Origin of the sequence: Paenibacillus lycopersici, from assembly GCF_010119935.1 — a bacterium.
Classification (GTDB): Bacteria; Bacillota; Bacilli; order Paenibacillales; family Paenibacillaceae; genus Paenibacillus_Z; species Paenibacillus_Z lycopersici.
Genome location: NZ_CP048209.1, coordinates 5,404,338 through 5,430,132 on the forward strand (window position 1 = coordinate 5,404,338; position 25,795 = coordinate 5,430,132).

Below are 25,795 nucleotides of genomic sequence, written 5' to 3' on the forward strand. Positions count from 1 at the left end.
TTAGCCAGTGGTGCGTACGTGCCCATTTGCGAGTCTATGAACGATGAGGCGGGCGTATTCCGATTCCTGCTGCGATTAGTCCTTGATGAAGACGGGCGGCGAATGCCGCTGCGTGCGGTCCGTCGCCGTGCAGGCAGACCGTGTCCCCTTGGAGGGGGACGCGCTGCCCGCCTGCGGTCGCGACATGGCCGCCGGTAATGATGCCGATCGTCTGGACCAGCGCTGCCTCGGCCGTCCGGTGAACGGCGTTCGGCTCCGTTCGGGGCGTCAGCGTCCCGTCCTCCCGATAGGTGCGGTCCGCGAAAATTTCAGCGGCGCTGCCGATGCCTTGCCGGGAAGCTTCGGACAGCAGCTCGCTCCCCCCTTGCGCATACAGCACGAGCGCCGGATCGTACGCGCGGACGGCGCGGACGAACGCCGCGGCAAGCGCCGGCGAACGACCGGCCATATGGTAGAGCGCGCCATGCGGTTTGACGTGGCGCAGCTTGCCGCCGGCGGCGCGAACGAACGCGTCCAGCGCGCCGATCTGATAGAGCGCGTAGTCGTAGACTTCCTCCGGGCTGACCGCCATCTCGCGCCGTCCGAAGCCTAGCCGGTCCGGCAGTCCGGGATGCGCGCCGATGGCGACGCCGGCGCGCACGGAACGCTCCACCGCCTCGCGGATCGTATGGGGATCGCCGGCATGGAAGCCGCAGGCGATGTTCACGGATGAGACGTAAGCGAGCAGTTCCTCGTCTTGACCGAAGGCATAAGCGCCGAAGCCTTCCCCGAAATCGCAGTTGAGGTCGATAACGCGCTGTTCCGCCTCCAAACCGTCGTTAGTATTCATATCGGCATGCAGCGCTCCATTCTTCATCGTTATTGAACCCCTTCCATCTTACGCATCGCAATGGCGGCGGCCAGCACCCGCATGCCCTGCTCGAATTCGAGTTGAATCCGCTGGGCCTGCGCCAGGCTCACTTCCTTGAAGGTTACCCAATCGCCCGGTCTGCACTGTCCGAGAAGCGGCAGATCGGCCATAATGACATGGGCGATTTTGGGGTAGCCGCCGGTCGTCTGGCAGTCGGCGGCGAGGATGATCGGCGTCCCGCCGGCCGGCACCTGGACCGTGCCGGCGACGACGCCGTGCGACAGCAGTTCCGCGCTGCCGCTCCGCTCCAGCGGGGGACCGTCGAGGCGGACCCCCATGCGGTCCGACGCGGGAGCCGCGCGATAGCGCTCCCGCGTCAGCGCCGTACGGGCCGCTTCGCGGAACTGCCCGTACTCGGCGCCCGGCATTACGCGCAGCTCGATGCCGGCTGCGGTTGCGCCGCCATAGGCCAGCGGCGGCGCAGCCCAGCGCGGGGCCGCCCAATTGCGGCGGCGGCCCGGCGGATCGGCCGCGGTGCGCGCGGCGAGCGCGGCGAGCCAGGCGGCCGCGCGGGGCGGCTCGTCGCCGCAGGGCAGCGCGTCGCCGGCGCGGAGCGGCCTGCCCGCGATGCCGCCGATGCCGGCGCGGGCATCGGTGGCGCGGCTGCCGAGCGCTGCCTCGGCGGCGAAGCCGCCGCCGGCCGCGAGGTACGCGCGGCAGCCGCTCGCGGCGGTGCCGAACGCGAGCACCGCGCCCGCTCGCGCCCAGAACGGGCGCCACAGCGGGAGCGGTTCGCCGTCGATCGACGGCGGCATGTCCGCGCCGCAGACGGCGAGCAGCAGGTCGCGCTCCAGGCGCAGCTCCGGCCCGGCGAGCGTCAGCTCCAGCGTCGCCGCGCCCGCGTCGTTGCCGACGAGCAGGTTCGCCACGCGATGGGCGTATCGGTCCATGGCTCCGCCTTCGGCGACGCCGTCCTTCCGCCAGCCCGGCCGCCCCAGGTCCTGCACCGTCGTATACAAGCCCGGCTTCAACACGCGCATGCTCACGGCGCCATCCCCCTTAGCCGTTCGTCCGACGCCGGGACGGCGACGAACCGCAGCGCGTCGCCGGCGCGCAGCAGCGAAGGCTCGCCGCGTCCGGGATCGAACAGCCGCAGCGGCGTTCGTCCGATCAGCTGCCAGCCGCCCGGCGAAGCGAGCGGATAGATGCCCGTCTGGCCGCCGGCGATGCCGACGGAACCTGCGGGCACGCGGCTGCGCGGCGACGGCCTGCGCGGCTGCGCAAGCGCTTGGGGCAGGCCGGTCAAATAAGGGAAGCCCGGCATGAAGCCGATCAGGGCAACCTTGTAATCGATGCTCGCGTGCGCAGCGATGAATTCCGCTTCGGCCATGCCCGAGCGTGCCGCGCATGCCGCCAGGTCCGGGCCGAATGCCCCGCCGTAGCAGACGGGGATCTCCACGAGGCGAGAGCCCTCTTCGGCCGCGGCGGAAGACGCCGCGAGCAATGCCGGCAGAGACGCGACGACCCGGTCGTAAGGCAGCGGCCCGCCGCCGCTTCGCAGCGATTCGTCCGGCTGGGTCGGCGTACTGTGCCGCAGTGCTTCGTCCAGTTGGATCGCCGTACTGTGCCGCAGCGCTTCGTTCTGCTGCAGCGTAGCTTCGTTCTGCTGCGCATCTTTGTTCTGCTGCGATGCTTCGTTGTTTTGCAGTGCTTCTGTGTTCTGCAGCGTAGTTTTGTTCTGCTGCGCATTTTTGTTTTGCTGCTGTGCTTCGTTGTTTTGCAGTGCTTCTTTGTTCTGCTGCGGATCTTTGTTCCGCACTGTCTCACTGGAACGCCGCGCCCCGGCCGCGTCATGCCCGCCTACAAGCAGCGGATCATAGACGAGCGTCACCGTATCGTAAGCGGGCACCGCATCGACGATCCACGGCAAGCCATGGCTGCGCAGGCGCCGCGCCAGATCGGCGGCGGATTGCCATAATGGAGCCGTTCCGGCTTCCTTCAGCCCGATGACGAGCGCGCGGTCGCCCAAAGGCCAAATGTCATAGGCCAAATTTTGCGCCAATTGTAATTTATTCTCCATGTTTCACCAAAATTCGACAAAGTGAGATGAGAGTGGAAAATGTTGCTTTTTCTCAGCTAATCCCTTCTAGTTTGTACCATTCCTCGCCACTTGTCCAGCCTCTTTTCAGATGGTTTTTCACAACAATTTTCCGACAAAAAAGCCGCTCTATTGAGCGGGCTGTCGAGGAAATAGATGAATCTTCAAGGCGTCGCCCGAACGAGATAACCTCCAGAGGCAACGGACGCTGGATCCGCTATTCCTATTTATATCGGCGTATTGGGCTACCGGCCGGACACAGGATCCGTTATCGCCCCCGGGAAGCACCAAATGTCTGCATGTCGAGCGAAATAGCGTATCTCCTGTCCGTAAGCACACGGAAAAACAAGGAAAACCGGTCAATAGCGCATCTCCTGTCCGATTCAGCAGATTCGCCGCTAGCGCCTCACTGCGCGTACTAGCCCTGCCGCCGCACCGCGCTTTCGTCACCTGCTCCGCGCTCTTGCGGATGCAATCGATGACGCGCAGCGTCTCGTCCATATATTCACGCAGCTCCAGGAAGCGGCCGTAATTCGCCGTGTAGAAGAACTTCCGGCCTTGCTTCGCAGTGCTGCCGCCCAGCGGTCCTAAAGCCGATTGGTCGAATTGGTTTCGGCAGCCATGCCGGTAAAGCGTCAGTTCCTATGCGAATTCAAAAGGATACGAACACAGGGCTTAGATGTGGGCTTTTTCTTGCTGAACAAGCGTGCAGAATGATGGAATAATCTGAGAATGTATGGTATCATCGGATGGGAACATACATTCTCGTTTATACTTTTTTCTCAATCATGACCACTTGTTTATAGGAGGGAAATTTTTTGAGGGAAATTGTCAGAAGTGATGTTAATCAGGATTGGATGCATTCCGGAATTGTCGAAGCCGGCGATTTTGCATTCCTGAGTTATTGCGTCGGGAATATTGGTCAACCTGTCGAGAATCAGATTAATGGCGCATTTGACCAATTGGAGAGCCGGCTGGAATCAATTGGTTTACCTTTAGAATCGGTCGTTAAGATGGATTGTATGTTTAGGGATATTTGGAACATACCCGTGATGGAAAAGGTAATCAAAGAAAGATTTAATGGCAAGTATCCGGCACGGAAATCGATACAAACCGAGTTTGCACATCGAGGCGGGGAGGATGGACTTCAATTCCAACTTGATGCCATCGCATTCAAAGGATAGCGTTTAACAGTACCTTTTCATTATCTAGCTGAGAACCGCCGCTAAAAAAATAAATGTGCCGAAAAGTCCGCTGGACGTTCTCGGCACTCCGGGGTTCGCCCCCGGGAAGCCGCTCTATTGAGCGGCATACCGGTTGATCACGTCGACCAGCAAATCGTTCAGCGCTTTCACTTCGTACTCGCCTACGTCCGGTTCGCGATGGTCGTTCCCGATGCCGCTGTGGTCCGTCAGGAACAGGTACGTTCCGCCCGTCGCGGCCGCAATCGCGCGCATGAGATACTCCGTCTGGTCATCGACGCCGCTGGAAGCGACCGGAATGATCCGGATGCCTTCCGCGGCGGCCGTCTCCGTCAATTTGTGGAGCTTCTCCCGCACCTTGCGCTCATGATGCGGCGGTGCGTCCAGGACGAGGAACAGCAGTCTCGCCCGCGCGTTATCGCTCCAGTCATGCTTCTCGATCGCATTGTCGAGCGCCTGGTCCACCGCCTCCGGGAAATCCCCGCCGCCGGCAGCCTTCTGTTCCGACAGCCGCGCGACCGTCTCGTCGATATCGTCCGTGAAATCGAACGGTTTGACGACATATTCGTCGCCGCGGTCGCGGTAGAAATTCGCGCTCGTCCGGATGTTCAGCCCCTGCCCGTTATCCCGGTCCACCCGCTTCACGACGTCCTTCAGCTCCGTCTTCAGAAATTGCAGTTCATCGCCCATCGAACCCGTCGTATCGACCAGCAGCATGAGATCCAGCGCATTCGGCGCCTGGACCGGCTTCTCAAGCTCGACCTTCAGCGCATGAGCGCGCGGAACCGGCACGTTCTCGTACCGTTTCAGCTGATTGCCGGCCGAGACGGCAACGCCGTATTTCGCCTGCAGTCCCTGTTCGTCGTACAGGCCTGCGTACAGGTAAGCGACGCCTTCGTTGTTCGTTCGCGCCTCCCACGCTTCCTCCCCGTCGTCATCGGTCAGCGTCACGGTCGCGTCCACGACGGGACGGCCGCCCGCTACGACATCGACCTCCAAGCGATGCAGCGGATACATCGACCAATAGGCCGTATCCCGCCCTCCCCCGGCTTGAAGCAGGTTGACCCATGAGCTCCATGCTTGATTGTCATTCCATTCGCCCGCGGTCAGCTGACCCGGCTTCGAGGCATCGTACTGCGGCGATACGCTCCACTCGGGCGGATCCACGATCGGCCCGCCGTCCGTGCCGCCGGGTTCCGTCGCGCCGGACGAATCGCCGGCGCCGCCATCCTTGCTTGCATCCGACGACGTGCCGCCTTCCGCCGCGCTTGAAGATGAACCGCCGCCTGAATTTGCGGCAGGCGCGTCCGAGCCGCCGGAACGGTCGCCGGAGCTGGCGTTCGCGGCGGAATCGCTCGTTGCCTTGCCGGCGTTGTCGCCGGCATTTTGATTCTCGTTCGAGCTGCAGCCGCCTAATAACGGTACTAGCGCCAACGCCAGGATCAGCAGCAGCACCAGCGCAGACCGCTTCATGCGGCCGAAGCCCGTTCCTCTTGCCGCCCCGCCTGCCCCTTTGGCGCGTACGCCCGGCGCTTCCGTGTCCTCTATCCTATCCTCCGTACGGCTCTCTCCCGCAGCCTTCCTCCGAACCATGTTCATTTTTCAGTCCCCCTTTTTATTGTTTGGACAGTTAAAAACTGTAAATGGCCGTTCGAGCTTCTGACGTATCGCCGGATGGTTATGTTGCAATCTCCGCAGGGCGCCATTACAATGGGGGGAAATCGTCAGGAACAACGAATGAGGAGGCGGCAATACCATGGAAACCTATCCTGTGGCCGAGCTGACGATTACGCACGGCGGCAAGACGACCAAGCTGTCGTTCGGCGCCGCCCGGCTCGTCGTCGTCGCGGATGCCGGCTATAAGCTGTGGTACGTGGAAGTCGACGGGATGACGCAGCACGAGCTGCTGCGCATGTTCAGCGAAACCGAGCACATCGGCGTCGGCTTGAGCGGCGTGACGGCCGGCGGGCGGCCGCTTGCCGGTACCGGCTATTTCCATCCCAACCCGACGCGCCGCGCGGCGGCCATCCGCGGCGACGGCGAGCTTCCCGGCTTCTAAAGCTCGGCGCGTATATCCCAAAAAAAGCAGCACCGGACCGACCCTTCGCGGGTACGGAACCGGTGCTGCTTTTTGGGTATGGCCGCGTGGCTGCGACGGCCTATTGCGGGGCGATGCCCTTGAAGAACAGCTCGAAGGTCATCGTCATGCGGGTAGCGAGCGGTTCGTCGCCGGCTTCCATCGCCCAGACGAACAACGTGCCGAAATACGTCTGGAACGCCTGCTGCGCCAGCATTTCCGCAGGCATATCCTTGCGGATCTCGCCGTTCTCCTGGGCTTGCCGCACAAGCGGGAGCAGCGTCTCCGACAAGGCGCCGAGCAGCTCGTTATGTTTGACCAGGGAGCTGCCGTTGCCGAGCATGCCTTGGAACAAAGCGCGGGTCAGCGGTTTATTCAATTCGAACCGTTTGACGATTTCGAAGATGAGCAGCTGCAGGCGCGGCACGAGCGGTCCCGGCGTGTCCTTCAGCTTCGCCGCTTCGTTCGTGGCAAACAGGCCCTGCAGATCGCATATGAGCTCATCCTTGGATGCAAAGTAGTTGAAAAACGTGCCTTTGGCGACGCCGGCCTGCTTGGCGATCGCTTCGACCGTCGCCGGCTCGTAGCCTTGTTCGGAGAAGAGGGAAAGCGCCGCTTCCTTGATTCGCGCCCGGGTTTGTTCTTTCTTAAGCTCGCGATTCATATCTCGGTTCCTCCATCGATTGCGCGTTCTTGTACGCCAATTGTAGCATAAGGGAGCATTTTCCGTAAACCGATTATGACTGTCGGTCATTTTTATCCGCATATGATTGATCCCGCTCATCGGTTTAATGCTTGCTGAGCATGAAATACATATACATGATAAGCGTTTGATGGTTGTGAAATAATTATGACCGTCAGTTCAATATATTGACTACAATCTGATGCTGCGCTATAACTATTCATAGAGCAGAGCCATGACTGAGGAGGTAATACGAATGCTAGAACGATTCATCCGCGGCCTCGCCCGCGCCAAATGGGCGATTCTGCTGGCATGGCTGGCGATCGCCGCCGTTTCCGTGCTGGCGCTGCCCGACCTGGCCTCGATCGTCCGCCAGACCGAGCAGAAATTCGTGCCGGCGGATTCCGAGTCCGTCGTCGCCAAGAACCTGCTGACCCGGATCAATCCCGAATCGACGACCAAGTCGAGCGCCATTCTCGTCTACTCCAGGGAAGGCGGCATGACCGGCCAGGACCGGGCTTGGCTGAAAGCCAAGGCGGCGGAAATCGCCGCCCTGAGCGGCAAGGACGGCTTCAAGTCCGTCCAGTCCGCCTATGAAACGCCGGAGCTCGCCTCCAAGTTCCGAAGCAAGGACGGCACGACCGAAATGCTCATCGTCGGCTTCGCCGGAACCGACAACGACGCGGTCACCCAGGACGCCGTTGACCATTTAAACGAGCGCATCAAGGATGCGCCGGCGGGGAGCAAGGTCGAGCTGACGGGCAGCGCGCCGATCGGCAAGGATTTCCAGCAGAGCTCCTCGGACGGCTTGCAGAAGACCGAGCTCCTGACCGTCGCGCTCGTCCTCGTCATTCTGCTGATCGTCTTCCGCTCGCCGGTCGCGCCGTTCATCCCGCTCATCACGATCGGCATCTCGCTCGTCATTACGAGAGGACTGGTCGCCGCCGCCACGCATTGGGGCATGCCCGTCTCCTCGTTTACGGAGTCGTTCCTGATCGCCGTCATGTTCGGGGCGGGGACGGATTACTGCATCCTGCTCATTCAGCGCTTCCGCGAGGAATTGAGCCGCGACGGCGATAAGGTCGAAGCGCTCGTACGCACGGTCCGCACCGTCGGCAAGACGGTCGCCTTCTCCGCCAGCACCGTCTTCGTCGCGTTCTTCCTGATCGGCTTCGCCCAGTTCGGCCTGTACCAATCCGCCGTCGGCGTTTCGATCGGCGTCGCCGTGACGCTCGTCGCCGGCCTGACGTTGACCCCGGCGCTGCTCATGCTGTTCGGCCAGGCGACGTTCTGGCCGTCGAAGGTCGCCGGCGGCCAAGGCCACGGCGATTCCAAGCTCTGGGGCGCGATGGCCGCGCTTGCCGCGCGCCGGCCCGTGGCGATCGTGCTCGTCACGGTCATTCTGCTCGCGCCGCTGACGCTGCTCTATCACAACAAGCGTTCCTTCGACGATCTGGCGGAGATCAGCCCGAGCCTCGGGTCCGTGCAGGGCTTCCACCAGGTCGAGCGCTCCTTCGGCTCCGGCGAAGTGTTCCCGCTCTCGATCGCGCTTACCTCGTCCGTATCCATGCGCACGCCGGAGGCGCTCGCCGCGATGGAATCGGCCAGCGCAAGCGTCGCCAAGCTGAGCGGCGTCAAGGAGGTTCGCAGCGCGGTTCGGCCGCTCGGCGCGCAGTTGGCCGATCTGACGGTGTCCGACCAGCTCACCAAGACGTCCGAGGCCTTGCGGCAATTGAAGGACGGCGTGAACCGGGTCGCAGACGGGCTGCGCGATGCCGAAACATCCGTCTCCGGCGGGCAAGGCGACGTCGACAAGCTTGCCGGCGGCCTGCGCACGATGGCAGGCAAGACCAAGGACGCGCAAGCCGGCCTCGATCAAATCCATGACGGCATGAAGCAGTCGTCCAAGGGAGCCGACGCGCTCGCGGGCGGGCTGAAGCAAAGCGCCGTCGTATCCTCGTCCATGGGCACCGACCTGACCGCCCTGCTGAAGAGCCATCCGGAGCTGAAGGACGATCCGTCCATGCGCCAGCTGCTCGGCAAGCAGCAAGGCCTCGCGGACGGCTTGAAGCAGCTGCAAGGCGGCGCCGACCGGTTGTCGTCCAGCTTCGCGCAGCTGAATCCCGGCATCGCGCAAGTCGCGAGCGGCCTCGGCCAGCTGTCCTCGGGCCAGACGGAAGCCGCCGACGGCGCCGTCAAGCTGCGCGGCGGCCTGAAGGCGCTCACCGGCGGATTGAGCGCGGGGGCACAAGGACTCGTCGACGTCTCTACGGGGCTCGCGCAAGTCCAAGACGCGACGAAAGCGATCGGCGACAGCCAAATTCCCGGCTGGAACTTGCCGCAAGCAGCGCTCGACAGCCCCGAGATGCAGCAGTCGCTGGACTATTACATTGCCAAGGACGGCAAAACCGCGAAGTTCGACGTCGTGCTCGCCGTCAATCCGTACTCGCCGGAAGCGCAGGACACCGTCGGTCAAGTCCGAGACGCGCTGCGTCATAGCCTTGCGGGCAGCGCCTTGAAGGACGCCAACGTGTACGTGTCCGGTACCTCGGCGCAAATTACGGAGCTGAAGGCGATTTCGAAGAGCGACTTCCTGCGAACGGGCGGCTTCGTCCTGATCGGCATCTTCATCGTGCTGATGATCATGCTGCGCTCGCTACTGGCACCGCTGTACCTGCTGCTTTCGCTCGTCTTCAACTTCCTGGTGACGATGGGCATCGTGGAATTTATTTTCGTCAAGCTGCTCGGCAAGGAAGGGTTGTCGTGGAGCGCATCGTTCTTCATCTTCCTGATCATCGTCGCGCTGGGCGTCGACTACAGCATCTTCCTGATGGCCCGGTTCAAGGAAGAATACCGGCCGGGCGGAATCCGGCAAGCCATGACGAAGGCCATGTCGACGACCGGCGGCGTCATCGTCTCGGCGGCCGTCATTATGGGCGGCACGTTCGCCGCGCTCATGATGTCCGGCGTCAACACCCTGCTCCAGATCGGGGCGGGCATCGTCATCGGTCTCATTCTATACGCGTTCGTGTTCATGGGACTCGTCGTCCCGGCGCTCGCGAACCTGTTCGGCGAAGCGAACTGGTTCAGGGGCAAACGCGGCAATACGGCAAGGCGGCAGGAATAACCCGCAGCCTTGGAGCACGCCAAGCCGGCGCGGATTGCAATCCGCGCCGACTTGTTATTTTGCTATGCGATTCGATTATACCGGCATCATTCGATGACGAGGCTTCCGGTGCTTACGACAACCGCTCCCGCGCGGCTTCCAGCGTGTACGCGAACAGTGCCTCGAGCTCCAGATGCTGGATATACTCCAGCGCGCCTCTCGTCTCCTCCGATACCTTGCCGCTTTCCTGCAGCGCGACCATCGAAGTGAACGCGTTCGGATTCCAGCGGGCTTGGCCGGCGATCGCGGCGATGCCATCCCGAACCGCCCCGCTCGGCAGATCGCTCAACACGGTGCTGTTCCGGATCCAATCCGCGGCCCGCTCCTGCAGCTTCCGCATCGCGGGATGCGCGCCGGCATTATGGAACCAGTAGTTCCCGTTCGAGAAATCGCCTTCCATCCGGTGCATGATGCCGTGCCAGTACGCGCCCGTCGAATCGTGCTCGATTTCCTGCGCATGACTATGGGACGCGTCCAAGCTTTCGTTCAGCAGGTGAAGCCCCGCCATCAAGGCAACCAGCTCCGTCTGTTCCCTGCCCGCAGCCCGCGACGTGATGAGCGGAAGATCCGCGATGCGCCGATCCAGCGCCGCGTCCCATGCCTTCTTCGGCATGAGGGCTTGAAGCGTCTGCCGGGATTCCAGCGTCTCCACGATAAGCGTCAATTCATGATTCATACGGCAACCGCCCCTTCCGGCGCCATCGCGCCTGCCTGTTGTAAGATGCATGCATAAGCTACATAAAGCCTAGACAGATAATGCCCGCCGTTATGAACACGGAGGCTGTCGTACGGCGCATTCCTTGCTGCTCGCGCAGCACCGCGACGGCCAGCACCGTCCCGAACACCGTCCCGATTTCGCGCATCGGCGCCAGCACCGCGAGCGGCCCGCCTTGCTGCGCATACAGAAACAGCATATACCCCGTCGGGGCGAGCACGGCCGCGCCGATAATCGACCGCTTGTTCAATCGCCATTCCGTCCGCATGGCAGCCGGCCGCCATGCCGTGAACGACAGGGCGATGAAGTTGCCGACGTTCGTCACCTCATTGAGCAGCGGCGGCTTGACGAAGGCCAGCGCCTGCCTGTCCGCAAGCGTATACGCCGCGATGCAGAGACCGACCGCAACGGCATAGAAGGTTACCGCCGGACTTGCCGATAGCCGCAGTCCGTTAATCGCCGCGATCCCCGCGAGAATGAGCGCAATGCCTGCCCAGCCGGCGGGTGACAGCGACTCGTGAAACCACGCGACGCTGACGATCGGCACGAGCAGCGGGCTCGTTCCCCGCATGATCGGGTAGGCTTGCGAGAGGTCGCCGACGGTATAGGCTTTCGCGAGCAGCAGCGTGTAGCCGCCGTGAATGGCGGCCGAAGCGGTTAATAGCAGCACGGCTCCTATCGTAAAGGATGCCTCCCGGCAATTCAATATTGCCCAGGGCATGAATCCCGCGATGGGAATAAGCTGACAGTACCAGAGAAAGACATTTTTGTCGACGCTCGATTTAGCCATCAAATTCCAAGCGGCGTGGAAAAGCCCCGACAGCAGCACAAGCCCGATCGAAACCGCGGATACGCTCACGGCGCTCCCTCCCCTCGCGGCTGCAGGCCGATACCGCCTTGCATATTCCGGATTGTAGATTGGCCCGGCGGCTCTGTCAACGAATTTCTCGTTTTCGCATTCGCCTGGAGATTCTCTTATCCTTGCGCCGAAACGAACAAAAAGGCTGTGCGGATCGGCGGGACCCGCGCAGCCTTCTTGCTTATCCGTATGGACCGCGTGGATGAAAGCCCAGCAGCCGAGTCAGTCTCGGATGATCCCGTGCCGCCTCGATAACCGATTGCGGCATGACGTAGTTGATGAACGGATAAAACCGCTGCGACACCCAGCGCCGGCCGTAAGTTACCTGCTGTACCATACGGACCTTGTCGCTCCCGTTCCGGGCACCCCTGTGCCAGGTCTGGCCGTTGAACAGCAGCATGTCGCCCTTCTTCGCGAGGATCGAGACAGGACCTTGCCCCTTGTAGTACGGCGTTTCCTTCGGAGAATCCGGATGCCTGCCGCTCCGGTGGCTGCCTGGCACGAGCTGGGTCGGCCCCATATCCTCGGTCACGTCCTGCAAATAATACATGGCGCTAAACATGAAACACGGCACCTGAATCCGCGGGTCCAGTTCGGCCCCTTCCGGAATGGGCAGGAACAAATCCTCGTCCACATGCCAGGAATCGATGCCTGTCCCCGGTTTCGTATACAGTCCGTTGTTCGAAAACATATGACAGTTGGCGCCGAGCACCGCTTCCGCGAATGCAACGGCCTCCGGGCGGTCGATCATATGCAGGAAAACGTCGCCCCGCTCGAACATTTTCGTCCGCAGGGTGTCGCCGTAGCCGTCATTCGGCTTCTCCGTGAATTCCCGTTCGAACGCGATGCGATATTCGTCTACGAATTCCTCGCTGAGCACCTGCTTGACAAGCGTGAAGCCGTCCCGGAAAAACGCCTCCGTATGGTATTCCAAATCGAATGCGCCCGGATCGGCCGCTGCTGCGCGCTCCCTATTCATTCGCTTCCCCCCACTGGAATTGGTGCGTTCTCATCCAGACCGGCGGCAGCCGATTTCCGGTCAGCGGCCGATCTGCTATAGTTAGCTTAACGCGCCGCAAGTCTTGCTGCATTGGACGATTTCACGAATCTATGGGACTTTCTGACGGGCCGGAGGCTGAGCCATGGACCATTACATGAACGAGCAGTTTATGGATAACCCCGCATTTCCTTTCCGGGCCTTTCGCGCGCCGGTCGACCAGGACTTCGAGCTGCATATTCACGACTTCGTCGAAATCGTCTACGTGACGGAAGGGAGCGGCATTCATCTGTTCCAGAATCGGCAGCTTCCGATTCGCGAGGGCGATATCTTCATCATTCACCGCCATGTGCCGCATGGCTACACACGGTTGCCGGACACGCCGCTGACGGTCAACAACATCATCTTCGATCCGTATTATTTCGAGCAAGAGCTCTCCCATATGGCCGGCGTGAACGGCTTCATCGACTTCTACTACCTGGAGCCTTTCCTCCGCGAGCAGACGCAGGGCAGCTCGATCATGAATCTGGGCAAGCTGGAGCGCAGCCAAGCCATCGCCATTCTGGACAGCCTCGTTCGCGAGGATTCCGTCCGCGAGTCCAATTACGAATTAATGGTCCGGACGCTTCTGCTGCAGCTGTTCATCACCCTCAGCCGCTGCTATGAACGTGCCGCGCTCGCGCCGATGACCGGCATGGACGACGAAGCCGCGCTATTCGACGCCGTGTGCGCATTCACGAAGCAGCATTACGCGCAGCCCCTCGGCCTGAAGCAAATCAGCCAACTCTGCAAGATGAGCCAAACGACGTTCACGTCCAAATTCAAGCAGCGGATCGGCATGACGTTCATCGCATTCCGCAACCATATCCGGCTGCAGGAAGCGAAAAAGCTGCTGGAAAGGTCACCTGCCAAAATCATGGCCATCTCGCTGGAGGTCGGCTTCGAGGATTTAAGCTTCTTTAACCGCATGTTCAAACGCGAATTCGGCATAACGCCGAGTACGTACCGCGATAACTGCCATCGCCGATCGCGGCCGGTCGCGGCCATGCAGGCGCCGAAGGCGGAATCGCCGCATGATCGAGTAGGAGGAGGATGCGCGCAAATGGTCGACATAGTCGACAGCGATTTTCTAATGATATAATGAGGCGTGTGTCAATTGAACTACGCAGAATTTGGGGGGGTACTATGGAAAGTGTGCCGTATATAAATCAAACGAAGTCAATCGAGGACCTTTTCAATGACGGTATATCTAAAATGAATACTTTATTTCAATCTACCAGCTTTAAAGAATATGAACATCATGAAGAAGTATTACATAAAACCTTAATGCCAATTTTAAATATCTTAGATGATGAAAACTATCTTAGTTATTGTATATTTTCATTTATCATTGAGCCTGCTCAAGATGCTAGCCAACAATTGAACAAAGATCAGAAAAGGCTTTCTTATTTCATTACTAAACTGAAATGGTATAGTACTCATGAAACTTATATGGAAACGATGAAAACGAACTTTGAGAATTCTAAGAGCTACCGTCCGATCTACGATTTATGGAGAAATCGGCTTGGCAACGTCGGTAAAGAGCTAGATAAGGTTGACTTAAAATGGCGTTCGTCATGGGATGCAATAAAAAGCATACTTCAGGCGGGGTTAGCCCCTTCGGAGGTGTCGGTTGATGATTACGATGCATATGCAGAGTTATTGTCGCAGATTCGAAAGTTCAGCACTTCTTCATTAGCACGATTTAAGTTGAACGATTGTGTTTCCGTGTTGGATAAGCGGCGAGCTTTAATTGTTAAGAAGCTAATCGAACAGGATGTAATCAAGGCGGAGAAGGATGTGGATTCTGCCGAGAAAAGATATCGAGAATCCTCAATCATGGGGCTGTTCGGAGACAAGGATTATTATAAATGGTGGCAAGACGAGAAATCCCGTCTAAAATGCTTGCAATCAGCTTTTAATGAACTAAATCAAAAAACGCGCGGAATGCCAGAAAAAGACAGTTTGCGACCTGATACTTCAACAGTGATGCAGGAATCTGGAAGTATAGAAGAACGTTTGCAATCGATAATAGGACTTGATCAAGTTAAACAATTCGTGCATTCGCTTTATGCTCAAGTACTTATACAAAATGAACGAAAAAAACTTGGGCTTCCGACGATGAGCGGACAAACTTTACATATGATTTTCAAAGGCAATCCCGGGACAGGAAAAACAACGATTGCACGAATAATAGGAAGCATGTTCTATGAACTCGGTGTTATTCAATCTCCGAAAGTCGTCGAAACTGATCGGTCTGGGCTTGTCGCCCAATATGTAGGACAAACAGCAGTTTTGACAAGAGAAACGGTTGAACGGGCTTTAGATGGAATTCTATTTATAGACGAGGCATACTCGTTGGCAAGCGATACGGGTGGCTCTAACGGCTTTGGTCAAGAGGCCATTGATACCTTAGTCAAATGCATGGAAGATTATCGAGATCGCCTTGTAGTAATCTTAGCCGGATATAATCGTGAGATGAACTCTTTCCTGAACACGAATCCGGGGCTTGCTTCCCGTTTTCCTAATGTCGTAGAGTTCGAGGACTATACATTAGATGAGCTTGTCGAGATTGCAGTTCGACTTTACAAGGAACAAGCTTATCAGTTAGAGCCCGACACTGTGGCTAAGCTTCGGAGAATTTTGGACGTTGATAGAAAACAACCGAATTTTGGGAACGCTCGTCATGTACGAAATATATTCGAGAAAAGCCTTCGTCGCCAAGCTATTCGAATCCAGAAGAGTAATAACTTCTCAAAAGAAGCTCTGACCACGATCAAAGCAGCTGATATTTGATGAAATGTACATGCCGGTCCGCATACGGCGGTTCCAAAAGAGTAACAAAGCTTCAAGTAACGTGAAAGCTCCCGAGCCGTATGGCCCGGGAGCTTTGATTTATAAGTATATTCCTGACGGGACCGAGAGTTATTTGCTGTGCAGCACTTCAGGCGTCGTCAGCTTGTCGTAGAAGTCGACCCCTTTGTCCTTGTCGGCCGTGTCGCGCAGCGCCATGGCGGAACGCGGATGCTCGTCGAGCATGCCCGTAATCATGTAAGGAATGATGTAGCCCCACTCTTCCTTCTCGCGAAGCGGAATCATGTACTTCTCGATCATGTCGAGCACCGGACGCACGTTGTACTTCGTGTTCTTCAGGTGCGCGACGAGCAGTTCCGTGCAGCAATTGCCTGCCGCGCGGCCCATGCCGTATACGGAAGCATCGAGCAGCTCGACGCCTTTGTCGACGGCCATGAGCGTGTTCGCGAACGCCAGCTGCATGTTGTTATGCGTATGCACGCCAAGGCGCTTGCTCGGCAGATGCTTCTGGAATTTGCTGATCAGGTAGTCGAAATCTTTGGGATCCAGGCTGCCGTAGGAATCGACGACGTACACGACGTCCACGACGCTCGCTTCGATCAGCTCGAACGCCTCGAGCAGCTGGTTCTCCATGACGTTGGAGAGCGCCATGATGTTCAGCGTCGTCTCGTAGCCGCGGTCGTGGAATACTTTCACGAGCTCAAGCGCCTTCTCGACGTCCTGAATGTAGCAGGCTACGCGGATCAGGTCCAGCAGGCTCTCTTCGCGCGGCAGGATATCGTTCTCGTCCACGCGGCCGATGTCGACGAGCGCGGACAGTTTCGTATTCAGCTTCTGCGGAATGACCTTGCGCAGGAAATCGTCGTCCAGGAAGCGCCATGGACCGGCAGATTCCGCGCCTTTCAGCAGTTTAGGGGAGTTTTTGTAGCCGATCTCCATATAATCGACGCCGGCTTCGTTCAACGTTTTGTACAGGTGTTGAACGAACTCGACGCTGAAATCCCAGTTATTGACGAGCCCGCCGTCGCGGATCGTACAGTCAACGATTTTGCAGTGATTGTTGTTCTTTGCGCTCATGTGCATGTACTCCTTTAACCCATACTGTTTTAATCATCATACTTGAAAACTGCCATGAACGCAAAAAAAATTTTGTCGCTTTAAAGCGTATCCGCGCCAACGCAAGTCATTAGATCATCGCGTCCGCGCGCACGACCTCGTCGAATTTCTCCGCCGTGATAAGCCCGCTGCGAACGGCGGCTTCGCGCAAGGTCAACCCTTCTTTATGCGCCGTCTTCGCGATCGATGCGGCGTTCTCGTACCCGATATGCGGGTTGAGCGCCGTCACGAGCATCAGCGATTCGTTCAGATGCTTCGCGATCGCCTCGCGGTTCGGTTCGATGCCGACGGCGCAATGCTCGTCGAACGAACGCATCGCGTCGCTCAGCAGACGCGCGGACTGCAGGAAGTTGTGGATGATGACCGGCTTGAACACGTTGAGCTCGAAATTGCCCTGGCTCGCCGCGAAGCCGATCGCGGCGTCGTTGCCCATCACTTGGCAGACGACCATCGTCATCGCCTCGCACTGCGTCGGGTTCACCTTGCCGGGCATAATGGAGCTGCCGGGCTCGTTCTCGGGGATCCGGATTTCGCCGATGCCGCACCGCGGCCCGCTCGCCAGCCAGCGCACGTCGTTGGCGATCTTCATCAGGTCCGCGGCCAGCGCCTTGAACGCGCCGTGCACGAAGACGAGCTCGTCGTGGCTCGTCAGCGCCTGGAACTTGTTCGGCGCGCTGACGAAGCGCTTGCCCGTCATGCCGCCGATCGCCTCCGCGACCTTCTCCCCGAATCCCGGCGGCGCGTTCAGCCCCGTGCCGACGGCCGTCCCTCCGATGGCCAGCTCGCGCAGCTCCTCGCGGGCCGCGCCGATGTTCTTCTCGGCCTTCTCCAGCATGCGGACCCAGCCGCTGATCTCCTGGCCGAGCGTAAGCGGCGTCGCGTCCTGCAGATGCGTGCGGCCGATCTTGATGACGTCGGAGAATGCCGCGCTCTTCTGCGCCAGCGTCGTTCTGAGCCGGGCGATGGCGGGCAGCACGTTGTCCTCGACGGCGATCAGCGCCGCGATGTGCATCGCGGTCGGAAACGTGTCGTTCGAGCTCTGCGAGCGGTTGACGTCGTCGTTCGGATGCACCTTGACGCTGCCGGCACCGTCCCCGCCTTCCGCCAACAGCTGACCCGCGCGGCGGGCAATCACTTCGTTGGCGTTCATGTTCGATTGGGTCCCGCTTCCCGTCTGCCAGACGGCGAGCGGGAATTCCCCGTCCCAGCGGCCCGCGAGGATCTCGTCCGCCGCCGAAGCGATCGCCTTCGCCTTCGCCTCGTCCAGCTTGCCCAGCCCGCCGTTGACGGTTGCCGCCGCCTTCTTCAAATACGCGAAGGCATGAATGAGCTCGCGCGGCATTTTCTCCGTGCCGATCTTGAAATTATGCAGGCTCCGCTCGGTCTGCGCCCCCCACAGCCGGTTCGCGTCGACTTTGATTTCGCCCATGGAATCCTTCTCGATCCGATAATCCATCGTGATTGCCCCTTTCTCATCGTTAACGTCAAGCAAGGCCGGCGGCGCTTGCTATCCTCTATTCAAGCAAAGAGGCGATGCATGAATCTGCTCCACGCGCCGCCTCTATCCATGATTGCCTATTTCAAGGTATGCGATACGGCGGCAATTCCCCGCTTCTCCGCTCAAGCCGATGGTTCGCTTGGGCAGACAGCCCGGCCGACCGGCCGCGCGATAAATTTCCGCTTTCATCCGCTACTCAATATACTTTATAATATTTGGAAACTTACTACAAGACAGAGGTACCTCCATGGACACGACATTATCCATTTTCCTGCAATTAGCCGATGCCGTCATCATTACCGATATCCGCCATCGGATTATCGACGTGAATGCGACGTACGAGCGAATCACCGGATTTACGAGAGACGAAATCGTAGGCATGAAAGCGGGCTTGTTAAAATCCGGACTAACGCCCGCGAAGACGTATGAAGACATGAAAGCGAATCTCGGTCAGGGCAAACCGTGGTCGGGCGTATTTATTAACCGCAAGCGGAACAAAGCGTTATGGTACTCGAACATCACCATCTCGCTCGTGGCATCCGGCGGCGAGGAATATTATATCGGCGTCTTCAGAGACTTAGCCCAATTAAAGGAAGGCGTGTATATCTCGGAAACCCGAAAGTCGAAAATCCAATACGAGATCTTAAAAGTACTGGCGCTGTCCTGCGAAGTGAGGGATCCCGATATCGAAGGACATCTCGTCCGCGTCCAGGAATTGACCACCGCGTTGCTACACCGCTATAATGCGTTGAACCGGTCCATTCTTACGGAGGAGTATATCCAGAGCGTCGTGAACGCTTGTATTCTGCATGACATCGGCAAGTCGGGCATACCGGAAGGCATCCTGTACAAGCCTGGCAAGCTGAACGTATACGAACGGGCGATTATGGAAACCCATCCGCTGATCGGCGTGGACATCCTCAATAAAATTTCAACCGAGCTCGATGACGAGCTTTTCCAGCAGGAAATGCGGATCGCCAAAGATATCGTCGCCTTCCATCACGAGAAATGGGACGGCACCGGGTATCCGAGCCGCCTGAAGGATGACGCGATTCCTTTCGAGGCGCAAATCGTTTCGATCGTGGACGTCTACGACGCGCTGACGAGCAGGCGCGCCTACAAGGACGCGTGGCCGGCGGAGCAAGCCGTGGATTATTTACGCAGCCAGAGGGGCATCAGCTTCAACCCGGAATTGGTCGATATTTTCTGCGACGCCATGATTTGCGATTCAAGTGGATACCTTAACGAGGATAAGCGAACAGGCGAAAAAGTTTAAGCTATGAAGGAGCGAGCGGAATGAAAGCTTCACTGCCCATCGTCGTCCGTTCAACGGAAATCGACGTTAACGGTCATGTCAATAACGCGAAATACCTGGAATATTTCGAATGGGCCCGCGAAGCGTGGTACGAGCAATGCGGGCTGCCATACGAGACGTTCGGGAACATGGGCATTCAGACGGTAACCGTGAACATTAACGTGAATTATCGCCAAGAATGCAGACAGGGCGACCTATTAACGGTCACCTGCCAGCCCGCCGACATCGGCCGCTCCAGCTATGTGCTGCGACAGGAAATCGTCGACGAGCACGGTAACGTGCGCGCCGACGCGCTCGTGACGAGCGTAACGATGGATGCCTCCACGCGCAAAAGCCGCGAAGCGCCGGACGAGCTGCGGAGGTTCTTCGGGGAAGAGAACTGAAACGCGTATAACGCGAAAGAACGCCGCATGCGATGCGGCGTTCTTTCGTGTGCGAGTATGGCAAGTAATGCGAGTGTTGGTTGAGCGTCTATTGATCGACATCCATCCGGACGCCTTGGCCAAGCTGCAGCTTGGCCGCTTCCATGCGGGCCATTACCCGTTCCACGACGTATACGAACCCGAGCACGGCTACCAGGCCCGCGAGGGACAACGCCACGGATAACGGGGCGACCCATGGCAGCTCGGGATGCGCGAAGAACGGAATCAGCGACACGGCCACGATCGGCGGCGCGTTAAGCTTCAGCCGGCGGACCAGCCAGATCGTGAAGAGCGTGCTGACGAATAACGAAGCCATGCCGTTGTTGACGGTGTAGGCAAGCGTGCCGACGACCGAGGACAGCACGGCGCCGCCGGCGATGCCGACAAGCTCGGGCATGCCCGGCGAGCGGGTGATGAACAGAAACCCGAAGGCGCCCAGCGTCGGGAAGAACAGCATATGCATGCCCGGCGCATGCGACGACAGCCAATAAACGAATATAATGAATAAACCAAGCCCGATAGAACGGAGAACCATTGCGCAATACCCTTCCTTTCACGCTCAATACGCGGAACATAGCTGACACGTTCTGCTATGAAACGCAGCTTTATCGAGCATAAAGCAGTCGGTCGCGAGCGTCAATGGTATTTTCATTTTTGTTCGCCCGAATTCGACGCGAAGGGACGGATATTACCACTCCGCGAAGGAGCCGTCTTCGTACGCCAGGCGCGGCGTATCCCAGTCGCCGCCGTAGCTGCGCTCGATCAGCATCTCTTCGTCGATTTCGATGCCGAGGCCAGGACCTTGCGGCACGGCGATATGGCCGTCGATGACCTGGAACGGCTGCTTCAGGTAGCCTTCGCCAAGGTCCCATTTCTCCGCCATGGACGGGTGCTCTTGAATGAGGAAGTTCGGCGTGCAGGCATCCAGCTGCAGGCAGGAAGCGAGCGAGATCGGTCCGAGCGGGTTATGCGGCGCGATGGAAGCATAATGCGTCTCGGCCATAGCCGCGATTTTGCGGCCCTCGAATATGCCTCCGGCATGACACAGGTCCGGCTGCACGATGGCGATGGCGCCCTTCTCCAGCGCTTCGCGGAAGCCCCAGCGGGTGAATAGCCGCTCGCCGGAGGCGATCGGAATGCTCGTCGATTGCGCGACGCGCAGCAGGGCGTCCACGTTCTCCGGCAGGCACGGCTCTTCGATGAACATCGGATAGTACGGCTCCAGCGCGGCCGCGAGACGGATCGACATCGCCGGGCTCACGCGGCCGTGGAAGTCGATCGCGATGTCGAGCTCGCTGCCGCAGGCTTCGCGGATAGCCGCGAAATTCGACGTCACTTTCTCTACGAACGCGAGCGTGTCGACCTGGCGAACCGGCGCGTCGACGCCGATCTTGATCGCACCGAAGCCCGCATCCATCTTCTTCTTCGCGTTCGCGCCCATGTCGCTTGGCGTCGCGCCGCCGCAATGGCTGTACATGCGGATTTTCTCGCGCACTTTGCCGCCGAGCATTTCATAGACGGGCATATTGTAATACTTGCCCTTGATATCCCACAGCGCCTGTTCGATGCCGCTGATCGCGCTGACGAGCACCGGGCCTCCGCGGTAGAACGACCCTCTGTACATGACTTGCCAGTGATGCTCGATGCGCAGCGGATCTTCGCCGATCAGGTACCGCTTCAGCTCTTCGACGGCCGTTGCGACGGTCAGCGCGCGGCCTTCGACGATCGGCTCTCCCCATCCGCTAATGCCTTCATCGGTCTCGATCTTCAGAAACAGCCAACGGGGTTTTACATGGTACAGCTTCATATCGGTGATTTTCATCGCTTATTGTCTCCTCCTGGGCTCATGTCAATGGTCCTCGTAACTTGTCACTCGTTAGTCGTAAGTCGCGACTGGAAACGCGAATAAGACGCTCGTCGCTGCTTGCTGCCTTTCATGGGCGCGGCGAGAAGTCCCGCCTATGCTTTCTCCGCCCAGACCGGCAGGAGCGCGCCGCCGTCCATGTACACCGTCGTGCCCGTCATGTAGCCCGCATTGTCGGAGGCGAGGAACACCGCCGCTTCTCCGACCTCGTTCGTCGTCGCAAACCGGTTAAGCGGGATATGGGACGCGATCTTCGCAATATGTCCGCGCACCCGTTCGTCCTTCGGCTCGCCCAGCAGCGTGTAGCCCGGCGCAATGCCGACGACGCGGATGCCGTGAGGCGCCAGGTCGAGCGCCATGTTCTTCGACAGCTTGTTGACCGCCGCCTTCGCCGCGGCGTACACCGTCGAATTCGACCATGTGCCTTCCGCATGGTTGGAGCTGATATGGATGAGCGTGCCCTTCGTTCCCAGCTCCACCATGATTCTAGCCGCGCGCTGCGCGCAGAAATAAAGCCCTTTCAAATCCGTGTTCATCACTTCGTCGAACAGTTCCGGGGGCGTCTCCAGAAACGGCTTCATCCGCGTAATGCCGGAATTCTGCACCGACACGTCCAGACGGTCGAACAATTCGCGGAAGCCCGTGTACAGCTTGTCCACGCCTTCGATCGTCGAGATGTCCGCCTGTACTTTCTCCGCGCGCCTGCCCATGGCGCGAATGTCGTTCACGACGGCTTCGGCGCCTTCCGCGCTGCTTCTATAATTGACGCATACGTCATAGCCCGCCCTGGCGAAGGCCAGCGCAATTCCCCTGCCGATGCCTCTTCCCGAACCGGTAACCAGTGCCACTTTCCGATCCATTTCCCCATCCCCCGTTTCTTGGAGCGCCGACGTTCGGCCGGCCCCTGCTTGGGCTCCGATTCTGCGCCTGATCTTCGTCGGCCAGGCGCAGCGGGCGGTCCGTTACTTCTTCAACGTATCGTTCCGCCAGTAATCGATATGGTAATTCGGCCCTTCCACATGCCATTCCTTGCTGATGATGTCGATGCTGCCGTCGCCGTTGACGTCCCCGATGACCGCATCGTGCCAGCCCGGCTTGTTGTCGCTGATGACGACCGGTTTGAACGCCGGCAAACCGTCCTCGCCTTCATTGACCCAGATGATGCCGCGCTCCTTCAGTCCGAGCGGCTTCATCGGCAGCTTCCCGCTGTCCATCATGCCGCGGTCCGGATCCTCCTGCTCGCCGGCAAAGATCTCCAGCTTGCCGTCGTGGTTGAAATCCGCCACGGCGAGCGAGTGGAACGAGCCCGTATCGGGATGCCCCGGAGGGTCGGGCAGCTGATGGACGATCCACCGCTCGCCGCCGCCCAGGTTCTCGGCCCAATATACGTGCGAATACGCCGTGTCGCAGTCCGAGTAAACGATATCGTTCACGCCGTCTCCGTTAATATCCACGACCCAGGTGCGCATGCTTGTCCCGTAGGAAGCATTCGGGATCGGCCGGTGCGGCCATTCATGCCGCTTCCATTCGCCGTAGCCGTTGCCGGGATTCTCGTACCAGACGCCGGGCAGCACGATGTCGAGGGTGCCGCTTCCGGTCAAGTCGCCTGCGCCGCAAGGCGCGATGCCGCCATGATCGTCGCGCCCGTCGGCGATGATCGTCCGCTTCAGCCCGTTCGACGTATCGAACCACGAGAGCACGCGGCCGTCGTAGCAGACGATGTCCGTCTTGCCGTCGCCGTTAATATCCGCCGCGATGATATCGTGACCGCCGCCCTCGAACGGATGAGCCTCCCAAGGCGCGTCGGGATTGTCCGCAAGGTTGCCGGGGTTCTTGAACCAGACGTTATGCGAGACGTAATCGAGATGGCCGTCCTGATCCACGTCGACGGCGACCCCGCCGAGCGCATCCGCCAGCGATTCCGCCGTGCCGACGACATGCCGAATCCAGGTTTCGTCGTTCTTGCGCTCGTACCAGTACGCGGTCTGCGTCTCCCGGCGGGAGACGATAACGTCCAGGTCGCCGTCGCCGTCGAAATCGCCCAGCCCGATGCCGCCCGTGCCCCACGCCTTGCCGGGCATTCGGGCATCTATCGAAATATGCGTCCATTTCATTTCAATAATTCAACACTCCTTCCCCTGATGTGAGAAGCCTTGTTCAACCTAACTATAATGGGCGATGAAAGCGGTCTCTATAGGGTAATCGTCCAGTTTACAGGGGTAATCCGATGGAGTTGACATGTTTAGGAAGGACGAACATATGCTATAATGGCTAAAAACTGACGATGAGGTGTGAGGTTATGATAGGCAGAAGCGGCAATCCGGCGTTGAACGACAAGACGTTCGAGCGTTCGGGACAAGGCTCGTACTCCGGCGCGGAGCGGATGACGATCGAGGGCACCGTCAACAAGACGTTCATAACGCTGGCGGTGCTGCTGGGGGCGGCGTTCGCGACGTGGAGCATGTACTTCAAAGGCGGCGACGTGACGCCATACGCGATCGGCGGGGCAATCGGCGGACTGATCTGCGCGCTGATCATCAGCTTCGCGCCGCGCACCGCGCCGTTCCTGGTACCGGTCTACGCGGCGCTGGAAGGGGCGTTCCTGGGCGCGGTCAGCGCAAGCTTCGAGAACAAATACGGCGGCATCACCCTGCAGGCGGCCCTGATTACGATGTGCGTGTTCTTCGCGCTTCTCGTCGCCTACAAGATGCGGGTCATCCGCGCGTCCGAGAAATTCAAGCTTGGCGTATTCGCGGCGACGGCCGGCATCGCGCTCGTCTATCTGGCCAGCATGGTGCTGAACATGTTCGGGATCACGGTTCCTTACCTGCATGACAACAGCCTCGCCGGCATCGGCATTTCACTCGTCATCGTCGTCGTTGCGGCGCTCAATCTCGTGCTGGACTTCGACTTCATCGAGCAAGGCGCCGACCGCGGAGCGCCGAAGTTCATGGAATGGTACGGGGCTTTCGGCCTGATCGTGACGCTCGTATGGCTGTACATCGAGATCGTCCGATTGCTTTCGAAGCTGCGGAGCCGCTAATTCGAACGCTTGTCCGCTCGAGCCGCGCAGCGTTCCTATCGCACGCCGAACCTTCATCGCTCTATGCAGTGAAGGTTCGGCATGTAGAGAAACCCATGTTCGACGAAACGGAATGGCTCGTAAACCTGAACGGCTGCCCTCGGGTAGTACTGGAGGCCGCATCCCCATTCCCCCAGCTTTAGACAGCTCTGGCCGTTTGGCTCACGCTCACATCGCTTAAGGAGATAGGCAGCAGCACTGTCTGCGATAAGCATTGCATCCGGACAGGAGATCCGCTATTCGCCTGTTTTCATGGCTTTTTAAATGCTCGCGGACATAGGATCCTTTATTTCGTCAGAAAGGCAGATTTCCGATGCTCTCCGGAGGCAATAACGAATCCTGTGTCCGTTCACCAGCCCAAACCTGCCGATTTCAACCCAATAACGGATTCTGTGCCCGTTCCGTTGCCCATGAAGACGACCTAGCAGCCACCGGCAATGTCGAAGAACCGATCCGTCCGCAGCAACAGGAACTACCTTACCGAACGACAGCTCGCGAAGGTTACCGGCACTATGCCTCGGATCTGCAACAATGTGCATCCTGCCCGATGCTGGACAAGTGCAAAAGATCCCGCAATAAACGCAAGATCGTCACCCGGCACATCTGGGAGGACAGTAAGGAGCAGGTGCGCTTGAACCGTCTGAGTAAGTCAGGCAAAAGGCTGTACCGAAAACGATAAGAAACGATTGAGCGAAGCTTCGCGGATGCTAAACAGCTCCATGGGTTTCGCTATTGCCGATTGCGGGGGCTGCACAACGTGATGGAACAAGCGTTGATGACCGCCGCCGTGCAGAACAAGAAACTTGCCCTCCACCTGGAAAGGAGCTTCGGAGGGATAATTCGCCCTCCGAAGCCCTAAAATTGAACCGGAAACGAAAAAGAGAAACCCGACGTTTTGAAAACCGCGGGTTTCTCTACGGTCTGAACCTTCATCGCTCCATGCGTTGAAGGTTCTTTATTGCGCTCTAGGCGTGGATGAGTTATTCGCCTGGCGTCAGG

Annotated in this window: 22 protein-coding genes and 1 pseudogene; 9 read left to right on the top strand and 14 right to left on the bottom strand. The window is 59.0% G+C overall.

Features of this window, described 5'->3' with window-relative positions:
• Positions 1 to 34 precede the first annotated feature (34 nt).
• From GXP70_RS23705 to pxpB, 3 genes are read right to left on the bottom strand one after another with little or no spacing between them, the layout of a single operon-like run.
• On the bottom strand, positions 35 to 856 hold the full coding sequence (locus tag GXP70_RS23705) for a LamB/YcsF family protein (RefSeq protein ID WP_318652390.1): 822 nt from the start codon (positions 854 to 856) through the stop codon (positions 35 to 37).
• A 2-nt stretch (positions 857 to 858) separates the two neighbouring features.
• Positions 859 to 1,890: a 5-oxoprolinase subunit C family protein gene (locus GXP70_RS23710; RefSeq protein ID WP_162360651.1), complete on the bottom strand. Its 1,032-nt coding sequence runs from the start codon at positions 1,888 to 1,890 to the stop codon at positions 859 to 861.
• Positions 1,891 to 1,892: 2 nt separating this feature from the next.
• The gene (gene pxpB / locus GXP70_RS23715; RefSeq protein ID WP_162359110.1) at positions 1,893 to 2,912 is read right to left on the bottom strand and encodes a 5-oxoprolinase subunit PxpB; all 1,020 of its coding nucleotides are present in this window, start codon (positions 2,910 to 2,912) and stop codon (positions 1,893 to 1,895) included.
• 854 nt (positions 2,913 to 3,766) lie between these two features.
• Between pxpB and GXP70_RS23720 the strand changes: the two genes are divergently transcribed.
• Positions 3,767 to 4,132, top strand: coding sequence for a RidA family protein (locus tag GXP70_RS23720; RefSeq protein WP_162359111.1), 366 nt, complete (start codon positions 3,767 to 3,769; stop codon positions 4,130 to 4,132).
• Between the two features lie 114 nt (positions 4,133 to 4,246).
• On the opposite strand, the gene GXP70_RS23725 is transcribed toward GXP70_RS23720, so the two are convergent.
• Positions 4,247 to 5,749 (bottom strand): VWA domain-containing protein, encoded by a 1,503-nt coding sequence (locus tag GXP70_RS23725; RefSeq protein WP_162359112.1) that lies wholly within the window; start codon positions 5,747 to 5,749, stop codon positions 4,247 to 4,249.
• A 157-nt stretch (positions 5,750 to 5,906) separates the two neighbouring features.
• Here GXP70_RS23725 and GXP70_RS23730 point away from each other — a divergent pair, with 157 nt between their 5' ends.
• The gene (locus GXP70_RS23730; protein WP_162359113.1) at positions 5,907 to 6,209 is read left to right on the top strand and encodes a hypothetical protein; all 303 of its coding nucleotides are present in this window, start codon (positions 5,907 to 5,909) and stop codon (positions 6,207 to 6,209) included.
• A 100-nt stretch (positions 6,210 to 6,309) separates the two neighbouring features.
• On the opposite strand, the gene GXP70_RS23735 is transcribed toward GXP70_RS23730, so the two are convergent.
• Positions 6,310 to 6,891 (bottom strand): TetR/AcrR family transcriptional regulator, encoded by a 582-nt coding sequence (locus tag GXP70_RS23735; RefSeq protein ID WP_162359114.1) that lies wholly within the window; start codon positions 6,889 to 6,891, stop codon positions 6,310 to 6,312.
• 274 nt (positions 6,892 to 7,165) lie between these two features.
• Between GXP70_RS23735 and GXP70_RS23740 the strand changes: the two genes are divergently transcribed.
• Positions 7,166 to 10,036, top strand: coding sequence for an efflux RND transporter permease subunit (locus GXP70_RS23740; RefSeq protein WP_162359115.1), 2,871 nt, complete (start codon positions 7,166 to 7,168; stop codon positions 10,034 to 10,036).
• 112 nt (positions 10,037 to 10,148) lie between these two features.
• On the opposite strand, the gene GXP70_RS23745 is transcribed toward GXP70_RS23740, so the two are convergent.
• From GXP70_RS23745 to GXP70_RS23755, 3 genes are all read right to left on the bottom strand, one after another.
• Positions 10,149 to 10,751, bottom strand: coding sequence for a hypothetical protein (locus tag GXP70_RS23745; RefSeq protein ID WP_162359116.1), 603 nt, complete (start codon positions 10,749 to 10,751; stop codon positions 10,149 to 10,151).
• 58 nt (positions 10,752 to 10,809) lie between these two features.
• Positions 10,810 to 11,649, bottom strand: coding sequence for an EamA family transporter (locus tag GXP70_RS23750; protein ID WP_162359117.1), 840 nt, complete (start codon positions 11,647 to 11,649; stop codon positions 10,810 to 10,812).
• A 181-nt stretch (positions 11,650 to 11,830) separates the two neighbouring features.
• Complete coding sequence (locus tag GXP70_RS23755) at positions 11,831 to 12,628, bottom strand: phytanoyl-CoA dioxygenase family protein (RefSeq protein WP_162359118.1); 798 nt, start codon at positions 12,626 to 12,628, stop codon at positions 11,831 to 11,833.
• 163 nt (positions 12,629 to 12,791) lie between these two features.
• Between GXP70_RS23755 and GXP70_RS23760 the strand changes: the two genes are divergently transcribed.
• Positions 12,792 to 13,787 carry a helix-turn-helix domain-containing protein gene (locus GXP70_RS23760; protein ID WP_162359119.1) on the top strand — a complete coding sequence of 332 codons (996 nt, stop codon included), beginning with the start codon at positions 12,792 to 12,794 and terminating at the stop codon, positions 13,785 to 13,787.
• A 44-nt stretch (positions 13,788 to 13,831) separates the two neighbouring features.
• A complete protein-coding gene (locus tag GXP70_RS23765) occupies positions 13,832 to 15,481 on the top strand; it encodes an AAA family ATPase (RefSeq protein WP_162359120.1) in 1,650 nt (549 codons plus the stop codon).
• Positions 15,482 to 15,610: 129 nt separating this feature from the next.
• Here GXP70_RS23765 and GXP70_RS23770 read toward each other — a convergent pair whose 3' ends face one another.
• A complete protein-coding gene (locus tag GXP70_RS23770) occupies positions 15,611 to 16,576 on the bottom strand; it encodes an aldolase catalytic domain-containing protein (RefSeq protein ID WP_162359121.1) in 966 nt (321 codons plus the stop codon).
• Positions 16,577 to 16,685: 109 nt separating this feature from the next.
• Positions 16,686 to 18,071: a class II fumarate hydratase gene (fumC, locus tag GXP70_RS23775; RefSeq protein ID WP_162359122.1), complete on the bottom strand. Its 1,386-nt coding sequence runs from the start codon at positions 18,069 to 18,071 to the stop codon at positions 16,686 to 16,688.
• Positions 18,072 to 18,360: 289 nt separating this feature from the next.
• Between fumC and GXP70_RS23780 the strand changes: the two genes are divergently transcribed.
• Together GXP70_RS23780 and GXP70_RS23785 are read left to right on the top strand one after the other, a co-directional pair.
• Positions 18,361 to 19,389: an HD-GYP domain-containing protein gene (locus GXP70_RS23780; protein ID WP_162359123.1), complete on the top strand. Its 1,029-nt coding sequence runs from the start codon at positions 18,361 to 18,363 to the stop codon at positions 19,387 to 19,389.
• 20 nt (positions 19,390 to 19,409) lie between these two features.
• Positions 19,410 to 19,811, top strand: a complete 402-nt coding sequence (locus tag GXP70_RS23785; protein WP_162359124.1) for an acyl-CoA thioesterase — start codon at positions 19,410 to 19,412, stop codon at positions 19,809 to 19,811.
• Positions 19,812 to 19,899: 88 nt separating this feature from the next.
• On the opposite strand, the gene GXP70_RS23790 is transcribed toward GXP70_RS23785, so the two are convergent.
• The 4 genes from GXP70_RS23790 to GXP70_RS23805 form a co-directional block, all read right to left on the bottom strand.
• Positions 19,900 to 20,385, bottom strand: coding sequence for a hypothetical protein (locus GXP70_RS23790; protein WP_162359125.1), 486 nt, complete (start codon positions 20,383 to 20,385; stop codon positions 19,900 to 19,902).
• A 153-nt stretch (positions 20,386 to 20,538) separates the two neighbouring features.
• Complete coding sequence (gene dgoD, locus GXP70_RS23795; protein WP_162359126.1) at positions 20,539 to 21,672, bottom strand: galactonate dehydratase; 1,134 nt, start codon at positions 21,670 to 21,672, stop codon at positions 20,539 to 20,541.
• Positions 21,673 to 21,809: 137 nt separating this feature from the next.
• Positions 21,810 to 22,574 carry an SDR family NAD(P)-dependent oxidoreductase gene (locus GXP70_RS23800; RefSeq protein ID WP_162359127.1) on the bottom strand — a complete coding sequence of 255 codons (765 nt, stop codon included), beginning with the start codon at positions 22,572 to 22,574 and terminating at the stop codon, positions 21,810 to 21,812.
• Between the two features lie 102 nt (positions 22,575 to 22,676).
• The gene (locus GXP70_RS23805; protein ID WP_162359128.1) at positions 22,677 to 23,828 is read right to left on the bottom strand and encodes an FG-GAP repeat domain-containing protein; all 1,152 of its coding nucleotides are present in this window, start codon (positions 23,826 to 23,828) and stop codon (positions 22,677 to 22,679) included.
• A 185-nt stretch (positions 23,829 to 24,013) separates the two neighbouring features.
• Between GXP70_RS23805 and GXP70_RS23810 the strand changes: the two genes are divergently transcribed.
• Both GXP70_RS23810 and GXP70_RS29920 read left to right on the top strand, forming a co-directional pair.
• On the top strand, positions 24,014 to 24,757 hold the full coding sequence (locus GXP70_RS23810) for a Bax inhibitor-1/YccA family protein (protein ID WP_162359129.1): 744 nt from the start codon (positions 24,014 to 24,016) through the stop codon (positions 24,755 to 24,757).
• Between the two features lie 490 nt (positions 24,758 to 25,247).
• A pseudogene (locus GXP70_RS29920) lies at positions 25,248 to 25,655 on the top strand (transposase); the annotation flags it as partial.
• Positions 25,656 to 25,795: the final 140 nt, after the last annotated feature.

Coding starts and splice junctions, on each gene's coding strand:
- GXP70_RS23705 (WP_318652390.1), bottom strand. CDS start 856: ATGAAGAATGGAGCGCTGCATGCCGATATGAATACTAACGACGGTTTG.
- GXP70_RS23710 (WP_162360651.1), bottom strand. CDS start 1,890: ATGCGCGTGTTGAAGCCGGGCTTGTATACGACGGTGCAGGACCTGGGG.
- GXP70_RS23725 (WP_162359112.1), bottom strand. CDS start 5,749: ATGAACATGGTTCGGAGGAAGGCTGCGGGAGAGAGCCGTACGGAGGAT.
- GXP70_RS23730 (WP_162359113.1), top strand. CDS start 5,907: ATGGAAACCTATCCTGTGGCCGAGCTGACGATTACGCACGGCGGCAAG.
- GXP70_RS23735 (WP_162359114.1), bottom strand. CDS start 6,891: ATGAATCGCGAGCTTAAGAAAGAACAAACCCGGGCGCGAATCAAGGAA.
- GXP70_RS23740 (WP_162359115.1), top strand. CDS start 7,166: ATGCTAGAACGATTCATCCGCGGCCTCGCCCGCGCCAAATGGGCGATT.
- GXP70_RS23745 (WP_162359116.1), bottom strand. CDS start 10,751: ATGAATCATGAATTGACGCTTATCGTGGAGACGCTGGAATCCCGGCAG.
- GXP70_RS23755 (WP_162359118.1), bottom strand. CDS start 12,628: ATGAATAGGGAGCGCGCAGCAGCGGCCGATCCGGGCGCATTCGATTTG.
- GXP70_RS23760 (WP_162359119.1), top strand. CDS start 12,792: ATGGACCATTACATGAACGAGCAGTTTATGGATAACCCCGCATTTCCT.
- GXP70_RS23765 (WP_162359120.1), top strand. CDS start 13,832: ATGGAAAGTGTGCCGTATATAAATCAAACGAAGTCAATCGAGGACCTT.
- GXP70_RS23770 (WP_162359121.1), bottom strand. CDS start 16,576: ATGAGCGCAAAGAACAACAATCACTGCAAAATCGTTGACTGTACGATC.
- fumC (WP_162359122.1), bottom strand. CDS start 18,071: ATGGATTATCGGATCGAGAAGGATTCCATGGGCGAAATCAAAGTCGAC.
- GXP70_RS23780 (WP_162359123.1), top strand. CDS start 18,361: ATGGACACGACATTATCCATTTTCCTGCAATTAGCCGATGCCGTCATC.
- GXP70_RS23785 (WP_162359124.1), top strand. CDS start 19,410: ATGAAAGCTTCACTGCCCATCGTCGTCCGTTCAACGGAAATCGACGTT.
- GXP70_RS23790 (WP_162359125.1), bottom strand. CDS start 20,385: ATGGTTCTCCGTTCTATCGGGCTTGGTTTATTCATTATATTCGTTTAT.
- dgoD (WP_162359126.1), bottom strand. CDS start 21,672: ATGAAAATCACCGATATGAAGCTGTACCATGTAAAACCCCGTTGGCTG.
- GXP70_RS23800 (WP_162359127.1), bottom strand. CDS start 22,574: ATGGATCGGAAAGTGGCACTGGTTACCGGTTCGGGAAGAGGCATCGGC.
- GXP70_RS23805 (WP_162359128.1), bottom strand. CDS start 23,828: ATGAAATGGACGCATATTTCGATAGATGCCCGAATGCCCGGCAAGGCG.
- GXP70_RS23810 (WP_162359129.1), top strand. CDS start 24,014: ATGATAGGCAGAAGCGGCAATCCGGCGTTGAACGACAAGACGTTCGAG.